Source organism: Vibrio sp. 779(2023), from assembly GCF_033344285.1.
In the GTDB taxonomy this organism is placed as follows: Bacteria; Pseudomonadota; Gammaproteobacteria; order Enterobacterales; family Vibrionaceae; genus Vibrio; species Vibrio alginolyticus.
This window is the reverse complement of record NZ_JAWPOM010000015.1, coordinates 46,348-65,666: the sequence shown is the minus strand read 5'-3', so window position 1 is coordinate 65,666 and position 19,319 is coordinate 46,348. Positions and strand designations below refer to the sequence as shown.

Annotated in this window: 18 protein-coding genes; 14 read left to right on the top strand and 4 right to left on the bottom strand. The window is 46.5% G+C overall.

Annotated elements, in window-relative coordinates:
* Window positions 1-164 precede the first annotated feature (164 nt).
* Window positions 165-1,271: an NADH:flavin oxidoreductase gene (locus R8O70_RS17745; protein ID WP_062730958.1), complete on the top strand. Its 1,107-nt coding sequence runs from the start codon at window positions 165-167 to the stop codon at window positions 1,269-1,271.
* An 80-nt stretch (window positions 1,272-1,351) separates the two neighbouring features.
* Here R8O70_RS17745 and R8O70_RS17740 read toward each other — a convergent pair whose 3' ends face one another.
* A complete protein-coding gene (locus R8O70_RS17740) occupies window positions 1,352-2,242 on the bottom strand; it encodes a LysR family transcriptional regulator (RefSeq protein WP_104970091.1) in 891 nt (296 codons plus the stop codon).
* Between the two features lie 155 nt (window positions 2,243-2,397).
* Between R8O70_RS17740 and R8O70_RS17735 the strand changes: the two genes are divergently transcribed.
* The 7 genes from R8O70_RS17735 to R8O70_RS17705 all read left to right on the top strand — a co-directional run bounded on the left by R8O70_RS17735 (window position 2,398) and on the right by R8O70_RS17705 (window position 10,182).
* Window positions 2,398-2,796 (top strand): RidA family protein, encoded by a 399-nt coding sequence (locus R8O70_RS17735; protein ID WP_005375789.1) that lies wholly within the window; start codon window positions 2,398-2,400, stop codon window positions 2,794-2,796.
* A 69-nt stretch (window positions 2,797-2,865) separates the two neighbouring features.
* Window positions 2,866-4,326 carry an aldehyde dehydrogenase family protein gene (locus tag R8O70_RS17730; RefSeq protein ID WP_104980773.1) on the top strand — a complete coding sequence of 487 codons (1,461 nt, stop codon included), beginning with the start codon at window positions 2,866-2,868 and terminating at the stop codon, window positions 4,324-4,326.
* Window positions 4,327-4,395: 69 nt separating this feature from the next.
* On the top strand, window positions 4,396-5,385 hold the full coding sequence (locus R8O70_RS17725) for a membrane dipeptidase (RefSeq protein ID WP_005388594.1): 990 nt from the start codon (window positions 4,396-4,398) through the stop codon (window positions 5,383-5,385).
* Window positions 5,386-5,494: 109 nt separating this feature from the next.
* The gene (locus R8O70_RS17720; protein ID WP_005388593.1) at window positions 5,495-7,096 is read left to right on the top strand and encodes a BCCT family transporter; all 1,602 of its coding nucleotides are present in this window, start codon (window positions 5,495-5,497) and stop codon (window positions 7,094-7,096) included.
* 101 nt (window positions 7,097-7,197) lie between these two features.
* A complete protein-coding gene (locus R8O70_RS17715; RefSeq protein WP_318184289.1) occupies window positions 7,198-8,934 on the top strand; it encodes a hypothetical protein in 1,737 nt (578 codons plus the stop codon).
* Window positions 8,931-9,662 (top strand): DUF3726 domain-containing protein, encoded by a 732-nt coding sequence (locus R8O70_RS17710; protein WP_137282554.1) that lies wholly within the window; start codon window positions 8,931-8,933, stop codon window positions 9,660-9,662. Before R8O70_RS17715 ends, R8O70_RS17710 begins: the two co-directional genes overlap by 4 nt.
* A gap of 142 nt (window positions 9,663-9,804) precedes the next feature.
* Window positions 9,805-10,182 (top strand): nuclear transport factor 2 family protein, encoded by a 378-nt coding sequence (locus R8O70_RS17705; RefSeq protein WP_031777276.1) that lies wholly within the window; start codon window positions 9,805-9,807, stop codon window positions 10,180-10,182.
* 82 nt (window positions 10,183-10,264) lie between these two features.
* Here R8O70_RS17705 and R8O70_RS17700 read toward each other — a convergent pair whose 3' ends face one another.
* Window positions 10,265-11,260, bottom strand: a complete 996-nt coding sequence (locus R8O70_RS17700) for an ABC transporter substrate-binding protein (protein WP_318184288.1) — start codon at window positions 11,258-11,260, stop codon at window positions 10,265-10,267.
* A gap of 141 nt (window positions 11,261-11,401) precedes the next feature.
* The gene (locus tag R8O70_RS17695) at window positions 11,402-13,636 is read right to left on the bottom strand and encodes a hypothetical protein (RefSeq protein ID WP_318184287.1); all 2,235 of its coding nucleotides are present in this window, start codon (window positions 13,634-13,636) and stop codon (window positions 11,402-11,404) included.
* Between the two features lie 425 nt (window positions 13,637-14,061).
* Between R8O70_RS17695 and artP the strand changes: the two genes are divergently transcribed.
* The 5 genes from artP to R8O70_RS17670 all read left to right on the top strand — a co-directional run bounded on the left by artP (window position 14,062) and on the right by R8O70_RS17670 (window position 17,689).
* On the top strand, window positions 14,062-14,790 hold the full coding sequence (gene artP, locus R8O70_RS17690; protein ID WP_102970230.1) for an arginine ABC transporter ATP-binding protein ArtP: 729 nt from the start codon (window positions 14,062-14,064) through the stop codon (window positions 14,788-14,790).
* An 88-nt stretch (window positions 14,791-14,878) separates the two neighbouring features.
* The gene (locus tag R8O70_RS17685; protein ID WP_053303704.1) at window positions 14,879-15,622 is read left to right on the top strand and encodes an arginine ABC transporter substrate-binding protein; all 744 of its coding nucleotides are present in this window, start codon (window positions 14,879-14,881) and stop codon (window positions 15,620-15,622) included.
* A 1-nt stretch (window position 15,623) separates the two neighbouring features.
* Entirely contained in the window at window positions 15,624-16,313 is a 690-nt protein-coding gene (gene artQ / locus R8O70_RS17680) for an arginine ABC transporter permease ArtQ (RefSeq protein ID WP_042521067.1), read from the top strand.
* The gene (gene artM, locus R8O70_RS17675) at window positions 16,310-16,978 is read left to right on the top strand and encodes an arginine ABC transporter permease ArtM (RefSeq protein ID WP_005388569.1); all 669 of its coding nucleotides are present in this window, start codon (window positions 16,310-16,312) and stop codon (window positions 16,976-16,978) included. The genes artQ and artM overlap by 4 nt, the downstream gene beginning before the upstream one ends.
* Window positions 16,979-17,116: 138 nt before the next feature.
* Window positions 17,117-17,689, top strand: a complete 573-nt coding sequence (locus R8O70_RS17670) for a protocatechuate 3,4-dioxygenase (protein WP_318184286.1) — start codon at window positions 17,117-17,119, stop codon at window positions 17,687-17,689.
* A 9-nt stretch (window positions 17,690-17,698) separates the two neighbouring features.
* Here R8O70_RS17670 and R8O70_RS17665 read toward each other — a convergent pair whose 3' ends face one another.
* Complete coding sequence (locus R8O70_RS17665) at window positions 17,699-18,529, bottom strand: LysR family transcriptional regulator (protein ID WP_053307770.1); 831 nt, start codon at window positions 18,527-18,529, stop codon at window positions 17,699-17,701.
* Window positions 18,530-18,647: 118 nt separating this feature from the next.
* Between R8O70_RS17665 and R8O70_RS17660 the strand changes: the two genes are divergently transcribed.
* Window positions 18,648-19,295 carry a glutathione S-transferase family protein gene (locus R8O70_RS17660; RefSeq protein ID WP_318184285.1) on the top strand — a complete coding sequence of 216 codons (648 nt, stop codon included), beginning with the start codon at window positions 18,648-18,650 and terminating at the stop codon, window positions 19,293-19,295.
* Window positions 19,296-19,319: the final 24 nt, after the last annotated feature.

Sequence of the window (19,319 nt, the reverse complement as noted above, 5' to 3'; positions counted from 1 at the left end):
AGATTAAAGTTTTGTCGTCTCCGAGGCATTAAGGTGCGCCTGTAGTTTGCAGGTCTCAAGGATTCAGAGAAGGAACAGCCATACATCGTGTATCGCTGTTCCTTTTTCGATCTTGTTTACTTGCGAAAAGATAAAACATAAAGACAACTTTAAGAGGACTGGTTTTGAGCATTTTGTTTTCCGAAGCCCGCATTGGCAACATGACCCTAAAGAACCGTTTTGTGAGAAGCGCAACGTGGGAGAACATGGCGACCGAAGATGGTCACATGACGGTAAAGCTTTACGATATTTACGAAACGCTTGCGAAAGGGGAAGTTGGGCTTATTGTTACGGGTTATGCCAATATCGTTGAAGAAGAGAAACCCAACGCAGGTATGATGGGGATCTACAACGACTCTTTTATTGAAGAATACAAAAAGCTAACAGAGCTAGTACATCAACAAGATTCTAAAATCGTGATGCAAATTGCTTACGGTGGCACCAAAACCACCCATAACGTCGGTGAGCGTGTCATCTTCGCTCCGAGTGACGTGCCTGAGCGTGGTACAAATACGCAAGGCAAAGCGATGACAAAGGACGAAATAGACTACATCGTAAAGGCATTCGCATTGGCGAGTAAACGTGCTCAAGACGCTGGTTTTGACGGCGTAGAGATTCATGCGGCGCACACTTATTTAATTAACCAGTTTTTAAGCCCGTACTATAATCGTCGCGAAGACGAATATGGTGGTGACTTAGAAAATCGCATGCGCTTTCTTTTAGAAATTTATTCTGAAACCAGAAAGCTGGTTGGAAGCGAATTTCCCATCCTCGTTAAACTGACGGCAACAGAGTTCTTTGACGGCGGTTTAACGTTCAACGAAACTCGCGTCGTCTGCAAGAAACTTGAAGAAATAGGCGTTGATGCGATCATCGTATCTGGCAATGTTCACGGCAAAGCAAACGAACTTGTTGGTCAAACGTTCGATGGTTACACACTACAAGAAGAAGGTTACTTTCACGAATATGGTCACGTGATCAGTCAGGACGTTAGCATACCGGTGATTACTGTCGGCGGGCTGAGCGACATTGATGCGATTGAGAAAATTGCAGAAAACACAGGTATCCAATTTTTTGCTGTGTCACGCCCTTTATTGGCTGAGCCACAGTTGATCAAACGTTGGAAAGAAGGCAATCGCGCACCAGTAGATTGCGAACGTTGCTCAAAGTGTCGTACCAAGCGTGGTAACTTTTGCGTGGTGTATAAGAACCGAAATCGTCGCAAAAAATAGAACGAAGCGAATACACAAATACAAATTAGCCTCCACTCTGAATATGGAGGCTTTTAATTATCCGCATGTTAATCGAACCATTATTTATCTTCTTTTTGATAGTTTAAATAATGCACACAAAGATCGTGAAATGCTTTAGCTTGAGGCGAGATCGTGCGATCGGTTAACGTAAATATACCAATTTGCCTTTCAAGTGGTGGATCGATAAGCGGAATCCAAACCAAGCGTGTTTCATTGGTTGGGAAAGCAAGCTTCGGTAGGGTCGTGACACCAATCCCAAGTTCTAAGACAGAAAACAGCGAAGTAATATTTTCGACCGAATAGAGCGCTTGCTGACTCAGAGCTCTTGCTGGGGTTGGATCGAGAAGTGTACAAGTGCCGTTACGGATAAAGGGTTGTTCCAACAAAGTTTGCCACTCGATTCCTTCTGGATGACTCGCAATAGGGTTGTCCTTTAAACACACCACACCTATTGGATCGGCTAACAGCGGCGTAAAGTCAATGCCGCCCTCATCGAGGTGAGAGGGGTTACCGAGCGCTAAGTCGACCTCACCGGAGAGTAGGCGAGCCTCGACGCCAGCGGCATTATCGTCTATCAAGCTTACTTCTACATTTGGATACTGTTCGCAAAAGGCGCCCAACACGCTAGGAATGAGCTTCGCTGCAACAGAAGGAACGCTCGCAATTCGCACTCTCCCTTGCTGTCCGGCAGCGGCTGCTTTGAGATCGTTGTCTAGTGCACTGTAGATATTGAGAAACTGAACCACTTTGGGAAGACAAATTTCACCAAACGGGGTCAATTTGGTTTTGTTTCCGGGTTCAAACAGCGTTTGCCCTAGAATTCTTTCAAGCTCTTTTATCGATGTTGACAGTGCCGCCTGAGAACGATTTGCACGATGTGAAGCGGCTCGAAAGCCTCCTTCCTCGACTACCATCACAAAATGCATTAATTGTTGAAGCTTAATACTCATCCCTAATGCCTCTTAATCCCTTTATTTACGTTATTTTAAACAGAGTGATAAGTTTAATTTATCAAATGTAAAAAATTTACCGTTAGATTTATCGCCTGTCAATGTGCATCATTTAACCATATTGAAACAAAGCTGTTACAAAGGTTGAAAGGCACGTGAATACTCCTACTAAAAAACACCCAGTTAAAACCAGTCTATTTGCTTCTAAAGCGCCGCTTGAATGGGCGATAGTCAACAACGGAACCCTGTATACGGCTCAAATTCCTATTGATGACACAGGCGCGGTTGTGGAAGGCGGTATCGAAGCACAAACACGTCAAACCTTTAACAATCTCATTCACACCCTGGAGTGTGCAGGGGAGTCTTTGGACTCGGTGTTGCAGGTCCTGATTTATGTGACTGACAGAGAATACTTAAAGACCGTTAACCAAGTGTACGCGGAATATTTTGAAGCGCCGTACCCAAATCGCGCCGCCATGGTGGTTGCAGGGTTAGCGCGAGAAGAGATGTTGGTGGAGTTTGTTGTCTACGCGTCGGCAAGCCAACCAGAATAAATCCAACGAGAATAATTAGAGATCAGTGAGTGGCTTGCCATCACAAATCGGAAGAACAAGGAAAGAACCATGACTTTTATTAACAATGTTCAAGCAGAAAAATCCCTCTATATAGCAGGTGAATGGCAATCGGGCATGGACACCATCGCCAATATTAACCCTTCTGATATCAGCGAAAACATTGGCGATTTCGCACAAGCGAGTGTGTCGCAAGTAGAGCAAGCGATTCAAGCGGCTAAATCAGCGCAGCCAGAGTGGGAAAAAACACCAATCGAGCGCAAGCAAGCAGTGCTACAAGCGATTGGTGATGAGCTCATTGCACGATGTGACGAATTGGGCACCTTGCTTTCGCGTGAAGAAGGTAAGCCATTTGCTGAAGGTCGAGGTGAGATTTACCGTGCTGGCCAATTCTTCCAATACTTTGCTGCTGAGGTTCTGCGTCAAATTGGCGATAGCGCTGCTTCCGTCCGTCCAGGTGTCTCCGTTGAAGTTACTCGCGAAGCCGTCGGCGTTATCGCCATTATCTCTCCTTGGAACTTCCCAACAGCAACAGCGGCTTGGAAAATCGCGCCAGCACTTGCGTTTGGCAACAGCGTCGTCTGGAAGCCTGCCAACCTAACCCCAGCAAGTGCCGTTGCGCTGACAGAGATTATCCATCGCCAAGGTTTACCTGCTGGCACGTTTAACCTCGTTTTGGGCAGCGGTTCGCAAGTCGGTAATACCCTTATCAATTCGAAGGATGTGAACGGCGTTAGCTTCACTGGTTCTGTGGACACTGGCCGCAAAGTTGCAGCGGCAACGGCACCAAATTTTGTGCGTTGTCAGCTAGAGATGGGTAGCAAAAATGCGCTCGTAGTGGCAGATGATGCAGACATTCAGATTGCTGTCGAAGCGACAATCGCAGGCTCATTCTCGGGTGCAGGTCAAAAGTGCACCGCGTCTTCTCGTCTTGTGGTTATGGACGGAATTCACGACGCGTATGTTGAAGCGCTAATCAAACGCATGAGTGAACTTAAAGTGGGTCACGCACTGGAAGAGGGCGTGTTTATGGGCCCAGTGGTTGATGGTAACCAATTGAATGCGAACTTTGAGTGGATCGAAAACGCACGCCAAGCTGGCGCAGAGCTGGCTTTTGGTGGTGAGCGTCTGAGCCTAGAGCATGACGGTTACTACATGTCACCAACCCTGTTCTTGAACACACAAAACAGCTGGGAAGTGAACCAAGACGAAGTCTTTGCACCAATGGCGAGCGTGATTCGCGTTTCTGATCTGGATGAGGCAATTGCAGTCGCGAACGATACGCGCTTTGGCCTGACAGGCGGCATTATCACGCAAAGCTTGCGCAATAGCGCGATCTTCAAACAGCAAGTCCAAACGGGCTGCGTCATGGTTAACTTGCCAACTGCGGGTACAGATTATCACGTTCCATTTGGTGGCCGTAAAGAATCTAGCTTTGGTCCTCGTGAGCAAGGTCAGTACGCCAAAGAGTTCTACACCGTAGTGAAAACCGCTTATCAGCGTCCTTACTAAGATCGGCAGGGTAACTGATGGTGTCAGTTGCCCGCACGAAAAGGCTAAGAAATTGTTTAAGGAGTGGTTATGTACCAACAACGGATTGTGATTGACGGATTGCAGTACTGCAATTGGGATCGAGAGTATTTCCAAACGCTTAAGGCGAGTGGCATTACTGCCGTTCATGCCACCATCGTCTACCACGAAACTGCGCGCGAAACCTTAACGCGTTTTGCTGAGTGGAACTTGCGCTTCGAGCAAAATGCGGACCTCATCATGCCTATTTATTCAATGGCAGATGTAGAAAAAGCCAAAGCAGAAGGCAAAGTCGGCATCTTCTTCGGCGCGCAAAATTGCTCACCTATCGATGATGAAATTGGTCTGATTGAAGTGATGCGCCGCCAAGGTCTGCTGATCATGCAACTGACCTACAACAACCAAAGCTTACTGGCGACAGGTTGTTACGAACAAAACGATTCCGGCGTAACTCGCTTTGGTAAGCAAGCGATTGAAGAGATGAACCGAGTCGGAATGATCATTGATATGTCCCACAGTGCAGAGCGTTCGACGTTGGAAGCCATCGATCTTTCTTCGCGTCCAATTTGTATCAGCCATGCTAACCCGACGTTTGCGCATGACGCACTGCGCAACAAGTCCAACACCGTGATCAAAGCACTGACGGAGCGCGGTGGTTTGATTGGATTCAGTTTATATCCGTTCCATTTGCCAAATGGCAGCCAGTGCACGTTGGATGATTTCTGCCAGATGGTTGCGAAAACCGCAGACATGTTTGGCGTTGACCATTTAGGTATCGGTAGCGATTTGTGCCTAAATCAGCCGCAACAAGTGTTGGAGTGGATGCGCAACGGGCGTTGGTCAAAAGCGATGGATTACGGCGAAGGTTCAGCAAGTAACTCGGGATGGCCAGATGCGCTGCCATGGTTCTGCGGCAGCGCAGGGATGGAGAACATCTACAACGGATTAATGGGTCACGGATTCAGTGAATCTGAGGCTGGAAAAATATTGGGTGAAAACTGGTTCAACTTCCTTAAAGAAGGATTAGAGCCTATTTCATAGCATTCCCCAAAGTAGGAACCGCCTGTCCACATAATAACAATACGGCAGGCGTAAAACTCACATTTGTAGCCAGTCTTTGGCTGCTGCAAAGAACCTCTGGAGCCAGAGTATGTCTGATTTAACCAATAGCATGAAAGCTTCCACGATGAGCGTGTCATCGGGCAAGTCAAAAGCAAAACACAACACATCAACAACAGAAAACACGACGGACAAATTAGGACTGAATAACCCGGCCTTTTGGTATAGCGGTGGTTTCATCGCGTTGTTCGTTGCTATTGCACTTTATGACGGCGAGCTGTTATCTACGATCGTTAACGCTGGCTTTGGCTGGGCAGTTCAGGTGTTTGGTCCATACTGGCAGTTACTGCTGCTTCTCACTTTTCTTATTGGTCTTGGCTTGGCTGCAGGGCGAACAGGCAAGGTGATGTTGGGCGGGATTGCAAAACCAGAAATGGATTCTTTCCGCTGGATGGCGATTATTTTCTGTACCTTATTGGCTGGTGGTGGCGTTTTCTGGGCCGCGGCTGAGCCTATCGCGCATTATGTTAGCCCACCTCCTTTGTACGGCGCGCAAGATAACCCGCAGCAAGGTGCGGTGAATGCGTTGTCGCAATCCTTTATGCACTGGGGCTTTCTAGCTTGGGCGATTGTAGGTAGCTTAACTTCCATCGTGGTGATGCACCTACATTACGACAAAGGTTTACCACTAAAACCCCGTATTTTGCTTTACCCAGTCTTGGGCGAACGAGCACTTAAAGGCCAACTCGGTGCATTGATTGACGCGTGCTGCATTATCGCGGTAGCAGCGGGCACCATCGGGCCCATTGGGTTTCTAGGCTTGCAGGTTAGCTACGCGTTAAATGCGCTGTTTGATATTCCTGATGGCTTTACCACTCAGCTTATCATCATCTTGTTTGCGATTGCTCTTTACACCTTGTCAGCACTCAGTGGATTAAGCCGAGGCATGCAACTGCTTAGTCGTTACAACGTGATTCTGGCAATGGCATTGATGGTTTACATCCTGTTTTTTGGCCCTACGAATTTTATCTTTAACGGATACATTCAAGGTGTAGGGAGCATGCTGGATAACTTTATCCCAATGGCGACCTACCGTGGTGATGAAGGTTGGCTAAGCTGGTGGACAGTATTTTTCTGGGGCTGGTTCCTTGGTTATGGTCCGATGATGGCAATTTTTATTGCGCGTATTTCCCGTGGTCGAACTATCCGACAAGTCATTTCCACCATCAGTATTGTGGCTCCGTTAACCACCTGTTTTTGGTTCACGATTGTGGGCGGCTCAGGTCTTGCGTTTGAAATTGCTGAACCGGGTAGCGTGAGTGCGGCGTTCGAAGGCTTTAACCTGCCAGGTGCTTTGCTTGCGGTGACTCAGCAACTACCAATGCCAATGCTGACTTCAATTCTATTTCTGATTTTAACCACGATCTTCATCGTCACGACGGGCGACTCAATGACCTACACAATCAGTGTCGTGATCAGTGGTGAAACGGAGCCGAATGCGATCATCCGTACCTTTTGGGGCGTAATGATGGGTGTGACGGCACTAATCCTGATTTCTCTTGGCTCTGGTGGCATCTCTGCACTGCAATCTTTCATTGTGATTACCGCGGTTCCGGTTTCGTTGATTCTGTTACCGTCACTTTGGAATGCGCCGCAAATCGCAATCAAAATGGCGAAAGAGCAAGGGCTATAACAATTATCTAATTCAAACAACGTGGAGCTTGTGCGGGTGTTTTCCTCCTGCATCCGCACAAACCCTAGTATTCTTACAATAACAAATAGGTGGTGAGCAAAATGGATGCACATCGTTCTACTTATACGGAAGCAACTATGCGCGATGCAGCGATTGTCATGGCAGCCGAAAGGCTTGGCGCAATGCACCAAAACCGAATCAGCTTTGTACGCAGTCTGATTCGTAATATGGCAAGCCAAAACTGGCAAGTAACCAAGCATGAGTGGCAGCTTTGTCCTCGTGGTTATGGTCATGTGATTTACAAATTGACCACGCCAGAGCACGTTTATCATTTGGTGGTATTCTGTGATGAAATTGCCGACGACGAGCGTAATGATCGCGTAATTGCTGAAAAGTGGGACGTCACATTTGCACTGGTTCAAGGCGATGTTGATGTTACTTTGTTGGAAAGATTGCGAGAAAATGTACCGCTGCAAGAAGCGGGACGTAATCCAAACAACGTACTTGTTCTTGCTCGCGCAAATAAAAGTGTGCGCGTGTTTGAGCACATTGTTAGCGCACTTTCTCAAGGCGAGCAGCCTGAGCCGAAAGAGTTAGCGGAAGTGGGTTATATCCTGCGTACCACAGCAGTTTATGGTAACGGAAAGTTTGGTATCGCCGATTTCAAACTGTTAGAGAACAACTCAGATTTCAGCCAGTCTTTTAGTGCTCAAATGTGTGCCGTATATATGTTGCGTGAATTCAGCCTAGATTGGGTGCACTATCTGGCACTTCAACAAGGTGGCGACAACGCGGTGGCTTTGCATCGTGGCTTGCAGCGCTACCTTGGTGTCGGCAATGCGACTGGCTTAGGCATGGCTCCATACTTGATTAATCACCCGTGCATCGTTGACCAATGGATGACCTCTCGCGAACGTGCGGTAGCGCGAGTCTTTGCGATGCCATGTGAAGCTTCATTCCATGCTCCTTTGCAAGGATTACTACAAAAAGCACAGCGTCATTTAGAGCAAGTCATCACCATCAATGAACATCAAGATAGGCTCAATCACCAAGCGATATCAGACATCAAACAACTGCTATCAGAGCTAACAACGTTAATGGCATCACATCCGAACTGGGCGAGTTTGGTCGAGCAAAAGAAAACAATGAGTGTGGAAGCCCAAGAAATCCTCACCTCTTGCTTGATCGAACTCTACCCATCTTTAGTGGATGAATTTGCTAGCCAAATGAATACGGATGAAACGTTATCGATTCCGGGCGGGAAAAAGATCCAAGATTTACTGGAAGTGTTGCAAAGCAAGTACCGCTGGGCGATTGATGCGGATTACTCACTAGCCGAGAACAACTACTGGTTCTGGTATCGCTCACAAGATAAAGAAGAGCCAAGGCTTGGTGTTCGCGGGGAAGAGGCTGGAGAAGAAAAAGAACTGCCGCTTGATATCGGCAGACAAGTGAATCGCTTGTACCAGGCCTTGCTTGACTGTGATGTAGAAATGTCCGTAGCAGAGTTTCTATTGCAAAAACCGGCTTATCGTTCGATCACACGTCGCGTATGGACGCTAGGCAACCGTGCGATGGGGGATATTCAAATGAATGTGCTGCGTAAAGATGCGTTACCAATGCACTTACTGCGCTGTAAATTGGCGATCTTTGGCGCGACTAAGTTTGATCCGCGCTCGGATCGTTGGGTTCGAGTAACTTTTTTCCAAGGCGCGCCGCTGTTGGATGAAATTCACGACCCTAAATTGGCAGACACATGGATTTTCCCTAGCATGCCGCCACGTGACGAAATTGCGCAAAGTGATAATCAAAAAATCAGTGGAGGATTTGCATTATGATCGTCTCTCACAACGAATTGGTGGCCGCGGTTAATAAGGCATTTCTTGGCATGCGCCGTCACTGTGGTGAGGCGGATGTCATTGCGAACATGGTGGCGGACTTGCAAATGGTTGGCTTACATGGAGTTCGCCATTTTAATAACGCCAGTCTGTTTCTTGGGCTAGATTCAGACTGCGCCGTATCGGTGACCAACAGCACGTCAGCGAGTATCGAGATGGATTTGCACAACGGCAGTGTGGCGTGTCATTTACCCGCTGTGTTGGATTTCGCACTTGAGAAAATGATTAACCGTAAGTCGATTACCATTACGTTGAAACAGTGCCATAACCGTTGGTTGGGTTTCAGTGAGTTGTTGAAGCTCTCTGCGAAAGGCATCGCGTGTCGCGCACAATGGGTCAATGGCTCTAGTCCCAAGCGAACGCTTTATGTGTTAAACCGTGGACGAATCGCGCCAGAAGTCTTTTTCTCGGATCAGTTTGATGGGCATGATACGGATTTGCATAGTATGGTTATCGAGCTCTCCGTGAACGATTTCGATATCGAGAAAAGTGCACAAGGGTATACCACCCACATTGAAGGTGATGAGTTAAGCCGCACGCAACAAGCTTCTTGGCAAAATGGTATCTTTGTCGAAGACCAAGAATGGGAAACACTGAAACAAACCGCAACCGCGTTGCTGGTGGAGAACAGTGAGCGTTCTATGCTCGGTGCTGGCGGTGTGGTTTAAGCGATGAAAGGCGATGATTCCAAGTAGAAGTGATGAAGGCTGCTCTTTAGCGGCCTTTTTTGTGCGCGAAGTTTGGTCACTTCTGAAGTTCAAAGACTATGATTACCGTTATCCGCAAGATGGAGCAACACAGGTAAGAAAAATGGATCTGCAAGAGAATAAAAGAAATGCCATTGCGTTTTACGAAACCGCCTATCGAGGTAATCCAAGAAAAGCGGTTGAAGACTATGTTGGCGATGAGTACATCCAGCACAATCCATTAGTTGGAAATGGCCCCGAGGCTTTTATCGAGTATTTTGAGCGGATGCAAAACGAGTATCCCGATAAAGATATTACGTTTGTGCGAGCCATTGCTGAAGGGAACTTGGTGGCACTACACACTCACCAAACATGGCCTAATGATATTGAATACGTGACGATGGATTTCTTTCGTTTTGATCATAATGGGAAGATTGTTGAACATTGGGACGCTCTGCAAGAGATTCCTAAAGAAACATTGAATGGTCACACCATGTATTAACGAGTCGGCGATGAGTCTCCCATGCCGTTTATTCAAACGGTATGGGAGGTTAAATGATTTGTGGCACTTTAAGTATTAATCATCAAAGCGCTTTTTCGATTCTCACTGCAACGTCTTCAGATACCCAGGCTTTCCATAAGTCAGGGTAGGTATTAAAGAAGTAAAACATCGCTTCTTCACCGTCCGCGTAGTTATCTTCCATCCAGGCCAGCATTTCACTCATTTGCTCGTTGGTAAATCCGCGTTTCTGCAAGTACGCGAATGCTTGGGGTTCTTTGCTCGCAAACGCCTCAGTTGTTACTGTGCGAACTGGAGAAGGTGGGTACATTGTTACTTGTGGTGAAGCGCAATCAGGCTGAGTGGTACAGTTGCGATACTCTTCTAAATCTGTTCCGCTACCAAAATCCACTTTGACCATATCATACTTGCCCAATACGGGGGTCGGTGACCAGTAGTAACCAAACCAAGGCATTTTGCGATCATAGGCTTTGGCGATGGTGCCAGCTAATGCTGCGCCAGATCCTGGGTCAACCATCTCAAAGCCGTGCTCACTTAACCCTAATGCATTAAACAAGTGACCGGAGGTGATTTGGCATGTCCAACCAGCAGGGCAGCTATAGAACGCGAACTTGTCATCATCTTCTGGGTGTTCAAATAGTTTGGCGTGCTTGATGACGCCTTCTATCGTCGCGAGTTCTGGATACTGTTTTACCAGATAGGCGGGAACCCAAAAACCTTCTTCACCACCATTGACAAGCGATTCACTAGCGATGCGCAAGCGTTTATCCGCAATCCCTTTATCAAGTGCTTCTTTAATGCCGTTTGTCCATAACTCTGGCGCAACGTCAGGTTGCCCCTTTTCAATCATAGAGGTGCCTGTAGGAACGCTATCACCCGGGATCAATTCCGCATCACACTGGTAGCCTTCATTTAAGACAAATTGGTCGATGTGCGCCATTAAGCTGGCCGAATTCCAATTCATGTCTGCGATGGTTATTTTTCCGCATTCGTCCGCATTTGCATGAGTAGATAATGCTGATAGCAGCAGAACAGAGAGCATTGAAGGTGTCGTCTTCATGTGACTGAATTTCCTTGTCGTTGTCATTTACTTCAGTATATACATCGGTTTATAAAGATTCAGTGAACAAGTTTTTTTCAGTGACGTTAAGCATAAAAACGGCGATTTATGAAGCGTTTGGTGAGAAGGGTTTAAAGGGCGTTAATACAGCAAGAACATTCCTTCGTAGCCGCCAATCTCAATATGAGAAACATAGTCGCCGATGTTACCGTCTTGATCTACAGGTCGCATAGGCTCTGGAAGCACGATTGTCATCTTCGGTGAGGTGAAATAATCGATATTCTTGCCAAAGAAATCAGTTCGATACAGAACTCGGCCTTTGGTGAATTCTCGGGCTAACACCATCTCTGTAGGGCCATGCATCACTACCGTATCGTCTGAGTGATACGCAAAGTACGTATGGGTTGGTAACAAATCGATAGCGCCTTTAGGCAAGTCAGGATGAGCCACTTTGCTCATAGAAGCATCTCCAATCACCGTGTAATCGGCGGAATAGGGCGTGCTGGTGGACATCATTAGCGGAGTCGCCTGATACCCCTCTGGTATTTGATTGGCAGGCTCTCCCAAATCAACGGCAAGCAAGGCGCTAGGTTGATAAGCAATATTCTTTGGTACGCCTGCCTTCCAGAAGTTGTCACTTGTTGTGTTATTACTTCCATATAAGTAGCCATTGTTCCACTGATTAAAGTAAATGCGCTCAGGGTGATAGTTTAAGTAGAACACCGCTAGTGCAGAGTATTGGTCCTGTTTCCAATTGTTTTCTGTGTTACCAAAGTATTGAACGCGACCATAACGCGTGGTCGCTTGATAAATCACTTTCTGGCCAGCTTTGGCGAGTGCAGAGTTATCCCAAAATTTAGCCAAGCCAGCATAGCCACTAAAGCCGGTAGCAGGGAAAAGGTAGTGCTCGCGCAAGTACAAGGAGCCAGCGTTAACCAAGTGGTTTTGCCCATTACGACCGAATAAGTTTGCCGTACCTATGTTGAGGCCAATTAACGCATCTTCATCCAGCGTTGCCAGTTTATTCAAGAACGCCGAGAATTGCGCTTTGTAAGCATCGTCAGCAGCTTGGCTACCCGCCACCAAACCAAGTTCATCCACTGTGCCTCCGGAATATATGTAGAACTGATTTGCACCGAGTAACTTATTCGTATCGTCGTTGTACGCACCATTTAAACCTTGTTTCGCCCATTTAGCTTGGTAAGAGTGGCGCATTGTATTGGCAAAAAAGGGATTGCCGAGATTGGTCAATGCCCAAGAAGAGGTTTGATTCCACATACGACCAAATGGAATAACGCGTGACTCCCAACGAAATCGTGCGGTTGCATTCTTATTCGAACGGTTTTTGTATTCATGCCAAGAAAGATAATTGTCTTGGTTTCGATCTGCAGATTTGTCGAAGCCACGAATTTTACGCCAGCGTTGAATGGTTTGACCTTCAGGTGTCTCCGTTGGTGCTCCTGAGATATTGACGGCAGGGAAGCTATCTTTGAGTTGAATGTTTTCGAGACGTGGGCGGTTTTCTATGTTGTCGTCATGCCAAGTAATTTTCGCAACGTAAAGGCGGCCGCCGTCGCGTAAAAAGGTGGAGCCAAAGTACTGACCGCCACCATAAGTTTTTCCGCTACCATCATGCGTTGTAGCGCGAACCCAATCCGAAGGAACAGACCAGTTTACTGTTTGGTCTTTGGTCATGCCCTGTGTTCTATCTTTCTTAATATCAAAGGGCTTCCACTCCGATATCTGACCAAACGAGTCGATGGCAGAAGGGTATTCAATCGTGAAGCTGCCGCCTTGAGCAAACTGAGAGAACGTAAAGGCTAAGCGGTCGAACTTCTCTGAGTGATAGACATAGAGGGCTCCACCATTATTCGCTTGGCCAAATACATCAGCATCCCATGGCGGTGGTTGATATAGCCAAAAGCCGGCGTGGTCAGCGCTGGCGGTATAGCCAACGATCATCGGTTTTCGATTGAGTAAGGTATTTTCACCATGGCTTGAGTCGACTTCAGCTAGGATAGTGTCTTCAGAAAAGTGGAGAAAGAAATCTTCGTAGTCAATTCCATTCAGTTCTGCTTGGTTACGTATATCGTTTTCCAGCCAACCTGAGTTAAGTTCCAGCTTTTGGTTGTACATGTAACCAAGCGCTTTTACACGCTCGTTATCACTCTTATCTTTGTAAGCTCCAAACACGATATCAGCATGATCCAGTTCCCATTCACGTGTAGCCACAGCAGAGATAGGCTTATCTTGAAGATCAATACCCTGTTCATGCAATCCAGGTAACACGATTGATGTTCTACTCCAAACGCTGGGTATAGAAAGTAAGCTCAGAGAAGCAAGTGCAATGAGAGAAAAACAATGCGACTTCAACATGGGGTTATCTCACTCATACTTAGATGACTCGAATTAAGGGCCAGAATACAAAGAGAAATTATAGTCCATGCGCAAAGCCCTAATCAGGAACCCGCCGATAGAAGGCTTTACCGGAAATCGAGGGGGGAAGCCCGGCAAAAATGAGAAGGTCTGCGTCGGGTGTAGTACGTTCAAAGACTCAAAATTCCGTCTACACAAGCACAAAAGTAACCAGAATTTTAACCTTGTTTCGATTGCCATCATATTGTTGGATTTTCATCAACAATTTCAGTTAAAACCAACTGATTAAACCAGTCATATTCTCTGTTGTATTGATTGCTTATCATACAAAAATTTAACAAAATTAATTTTTATACATTTTTATTGCATAAAAAATCCTTTTGAGTAATATAAATGCCAAGTGACAATTAATGCGGTATGTCAGCATGACTATTCAGGTAAGCGGAATCAATAAATCCTACGGTGAGACACAAGTGCTTCACGATGTCAGCTTTAAGTGTGAAAGCGGCGAAACACTGGTGTTACTTGGTCCAAGTGGTGCAGGGAAGAGCTCTCTACTACGTGTTCTTAACCTTCTTGAAGGTGCGGATAACGGCAAGCTAAACATCGCAAATGATGTTTTTGATTTCTCTACTGAAATCAAAGAGAAACAAGGTTTAGCACTTCGTCGTAAAGTAGGCATGGTGTTCCAGCAGTACAACCTATGGCCACACATGACAGTGATGGAGAACCTGATTGAGGCTCCGGTAAAAGTCGCTGGCATGGATAAAGAAGAAGCGAAGAAGCAGGCAATGCAAATTCTTGCGACGCTGCATTTGGCAGACAAAGCGGATGCATGGCCGATGCAACTTTCTGGTGGTCAGCAACAACGTGTGGCGATTGCTCGTGCATTGATGATGAAACCGGAAGTCTTGCTTTTTGATGAACCGACCGCTGCGCTTGATCCGGAAATTACTAACCAAGTCGTTAAGATTATTAAAGATTTAAGCGAAACCGGAATTACACAAGTAGTTGTGACGCACGAAGTGGATTTCGCCAAGAAAATCGCTAGCCACGTACTGTATTTAGAAAAAGGACACATCGTTGAGCACGGCACAAATGATTCGTTTTCTAACCCGCAAACCGCCCAGTTTGCTGACTACTTAAATCACTAAATCACGTTTTTAAAGTTCAGTCTATTTAACAGATAAGCTCGGCTGTCATTGCGAGTGTCAGCCCACTAAGTACACACGGAGTATTGCAATGAAAAAGATTCTACTAGCTTCACTAATCGGCCTTTCTTCTGCAACTATGGCAGCAAACGCAGCAGCACAAGAAGAGATCAAATTTGCGATGGAAGCGACGTACGCCCCATTCGAATACATGGATGAAAACAACCAAATCCAAGGTTTTGATGTGGATCTGGCGAACGCACTATGTAAAGAAATGGAAGCAAAATGCACCTTCCACAACCAATCTTTTGACAGCCTGATCCCTGCATTAAAATTCAAGCGCTACGATGCGGCAATCTCTGCAATGGACATTACTGAGGCGCGTTTGGAGCAAGTGAATTTCACGAATGCATACTATGACAACTCAGCAGCGTTTGTTTCTATCAAAGAAAAAGTGGCTGATCAAAAAGCACTAGAAGGTAAGCGTGTTGGTGTTCAAAACGGTTCAACACACCAAAGCTACCTGATTGAGCAAATGCCGGGCGTAACCGCGGTTCCTTACTCAAGCTACCAAGACGCGTTCATCGATATGAAAAATGGCCGTATTGATTCTGTATTCGGTGACACAGCAGTCGTAGCAGAATGGTTCAAGAAAGAAGACAACCTAGCTTACGTGGGTGAGCACATCACTAACCCTAAATACTTCGGTAACGGTTTCGGTATCGCAGTAAATAAAGGTAACGACGAGCTAGTGAACAAGCTGAACACAGCACTGAAAACAGTGAAAGCAAACGGCGAATACGACGTAATCTACAACAAATACTTCGGTAAGTAATATGGCACTAACGGGTTACTCTTTATCGCTTGTTCAAGCTAGTTGGATGACTGTCCAGCTAGCCTTCACAAGCCTCTTAGTCGGTTTGATTCTGGCAGTGGTATTCGCCAGTGGTGAAATGTCTCGCCGCGTTTTCGTTAAATGGCCAATGACGGCGTTTGTGACGATTGTACGTGGCTTGCCAGAAATCCTTGTCGTGTTGTTCATCTATTTTGGTTCGACGCAGGTTCTGTTTTTAATCACCGGCGACTTTATTGAAGTTAGCCCGTTCTTGTCTGGCGTGGTGGCGTTGTCATTGATCTTCGCTTCTTACGCTTCTCAAACTCTACGTGGCGCATTAAAAGCCGTTGGAAGAGGGCAGAGAGAAGCAGCAAGTGCACTCGGCATCAGTCAAGCACACGCTTTCGTTCGCATTGTTTTACCACAAGCAGTAAGACACGCACTACCAGGTTTAACTAACCAATGGTTGGTTCTGCTGAAAGACACCGCGCTTGTATCACTGATTGGCGTAACGGATTTGTTGAAACAAGCGCAGCTAACATCTGCAGCGACGCATGAAGCGTTTACATGGTACGCAACCGCTGCGGTGATTTACCTAGGCATTACTTTGATTACACAACGTGCCGTCAAACTGATTGATAAGAAGTTCTCAATTCAAGGCATGAGCATGGGACAGGAGGCGACCGCATGAACGAACAACACGTTTGGCAAATGCTGGATGGCTTAGGCACTAGCCTCCAATTGACCGCCGCTTCCTTGGTTGTGGGCTGTCTTTTAGCTCTGATGATGACGCTGACTCTGATCCTACGTACTCCGGGTTTGCATTGGGTAAGTCGTGGCATCATCACCTTGTTCACAGGTACGCCTTTGCTGGTACAGATCTTCTTGGTGTACTACGGTCCGGGTCAGTTTGATGCCGTAAGAGAAAGTGTATTCTGGACATGGTTAAGCCAACCTTGGTTCTGTGCGATGTTAGCGCTAGCACTCAATACCGCTGCATACAGCACTCAGTTGTTCAAAGGAGCGTTTAACGCGATTCCTTCTGGTCAATGGCAAGCGTGTCGTGCATTAGGTATGAACAAAACCGCAACACTAAAAGTGCTGCTGCCATACGCTATTCGTCGTGCGGTTCCGGCTTACTCGAACGAAGTGATTTTGGTCTTCAAAGGCACGTCACTAGCAAGCACGATTACGATCATGGATCTGATGGGTTACGCGCAGCGCATTAACGCACAAACCTACGATACGTTGACGGTATTTGGTATTGCAGGCGCATTTTATTTAACGGTAAATGGTGTGCTAACTCTCATTTTCCGTCAGGTAGAGAAGAAAGCATTGGCGTTCGAAGCCGCATAATCCTTCAATCAACACTCATCATTTAGTTCCACAGTGCCTCTGCGAATGGCTCTCTTGCAGGGGCATTTTTTATATTCGTTATGGCAAATCCCTCAAGTTCCACCAAACTTAATTCAATGCAATTGTATTGGTGGCACCATGGAAAGAAGACACTTTTTAGCGCTGTGGACATTGTTGTTCGCACCCTCTTTAAAAGCGACGACACCAATGCGGCCGACGCCAGCACAAACAGAAGGGCCATTTTATCCAGTAGTGGATATTCCTCTTCGTCAAAACTTGATTCTGCAATCAGAAGGTTTGGTCGGTGAAGCTATCGTGTTGCAAGGTAAAGTCGTAGATACATCGGGAAACCCAGTTTCAGGCATCAAAGTAGAAATCTGGCAATGCGATGGGCAGGGGATTTACGATCACCCTAAGCAGCCAAATAATGATAAGTTTGATACTCACTTTGCAGGTTTTGGCGCGGTAGAAACTCAATCGGATGGTCGCTACTTATTCCAGACTTTGTACCCCGTGCCTTATGCCTCTCGTCCACCGCACATTCACGTTAAGTTGTGGCGGGATAACCAAGAGCTTCTGACCACTCAGTTGTACTTAAAAGGCAATACTGGTGATGAATGGTGGGGTGGCAAAGCCCGAGATTATCTACAGTTTGAAACCATACGAACCGACGGGCGATTAACTGGCCAATTTAACTTTGTGATTGGTTAGCGAATTCAGTTAAGCCATTAACTCAACCAATTGCGCCAAGCATTCTTTATCCAGTATCGGATGAGGCTCGACGCCCGTGACCAAAACGATATCCACGGAAGGTAGCGATGGCATATCGTCTAAGATCTTAAGATCCTCGCTAACGCTAATACTGCCCATCGCACCGATAGCCATGCCTGAACGTACAATTGCTCGTTGTGCAGAAGCCGTATTGCAACATGCCAGTAGTTGATAAGGAGTGCCACGTTTGGTTAATCCGTCTACTGCTGCCGCATGGTATTTACAGTCGGTTTGGAATAGGGCGAGAGGGAGAGGTTGGGCGTTCTCAATGTCAAAGTCAGGGTGAGCAATCCATACGCCTTTGTCGCTTGCTAGCCAGTAACCTTCTTCACTGTCCGGTGCTCTTGTCACAATAGCGGCGTCTAGCTTTCCTTCATCGAGTTTTTCTCTCAAGGTGATGCTTGGCTCACTAAAGACTTGAATCGAACATGTGGGCTCAGATTGTTGTAATACGCGAATGACTCTAGGCAGGATATTGTCGTTGTAATCCTCGGGGCAACCTAAGCGAAGAGGGCGCTTGTTTTCATAACGTTTCACTTGTTTCAGCGCTTGATTGTGCAAGCTGACCAATTGCTCGGCGTGAGAGCGCAGTGCCAGCCCCGCTTCACTCAGTATGAGGTTACGACCTTCTTTTTCAAACAAACTGACGCTGAGTTCGTCTTCTAGCTTACGCATTTGCGCACTGAACGCGGATTGGGTGCGATTGATCTGCTTGGCTGCACGAGTGAAACTGCCCGTTTCGACAAAAGCCAGAAAGCTGCGTAACGCATCGATATCCATATCTAAAACTCATCCATCGTTTTTGTTGAAGTGTTCCATCAAAACTATCCGTTAGTCCCCTTAAATACAATCAGATATTGTGAATGGGTACTCAAAACACGAACCGCATGGAGGCGTCATGAAACTGTTTATTGCTAATCAAAACTACTCAAGCTGGTCACTTCGCGCATGGCTGATCTTTTCTCAATTCAAACTGGATGTGAAAGTCACCAAGCTCAAATTATTCACGGAAGATTTTTATAAGACCTTGGAAGATATTACACCAACGGCGAAAGTACCTACCTTGGTGGATGGTGACGCAACCGTGTGGGATTCATTAGCGATTTTGGAATACGTTAACGAGCAATACTTACAAGGCAAAGCATGGCCAAGCAACTCCGCAGAACGAGCTAAAGCACGCGCCATTGCGTCAGAAATGCACTCGGGTTTCTTTAACTTAAGAAGCGAACTCCCAATGAATATCCGCGCGCGCAGAAAAGTCGATTTAACTGAAGGTGCACGTAAAGATATTGCACGCATTGACGCTATTTGGGCAGAACAAGCCAAGCTGTATCCCAACGGCTGGTTATTTGGAGAATGGTCGATAGCGGATGCCATGTATGCACCTGTGGCATTGCGTTTCCAAACTTATGGTATCGAGTTATCGGAAGGTGCCAAAGTCTACCAACAGAAGGTGCTAGCAAGTGAATCTTTACAGCAATGGCTGGAAGAGGCGAGCCAAGAAACAGATATCGTAGAAGAGGACGAGGCAGGGGTAGAAGTATAAGCGCATCTTGCGATCGCCTGTAGC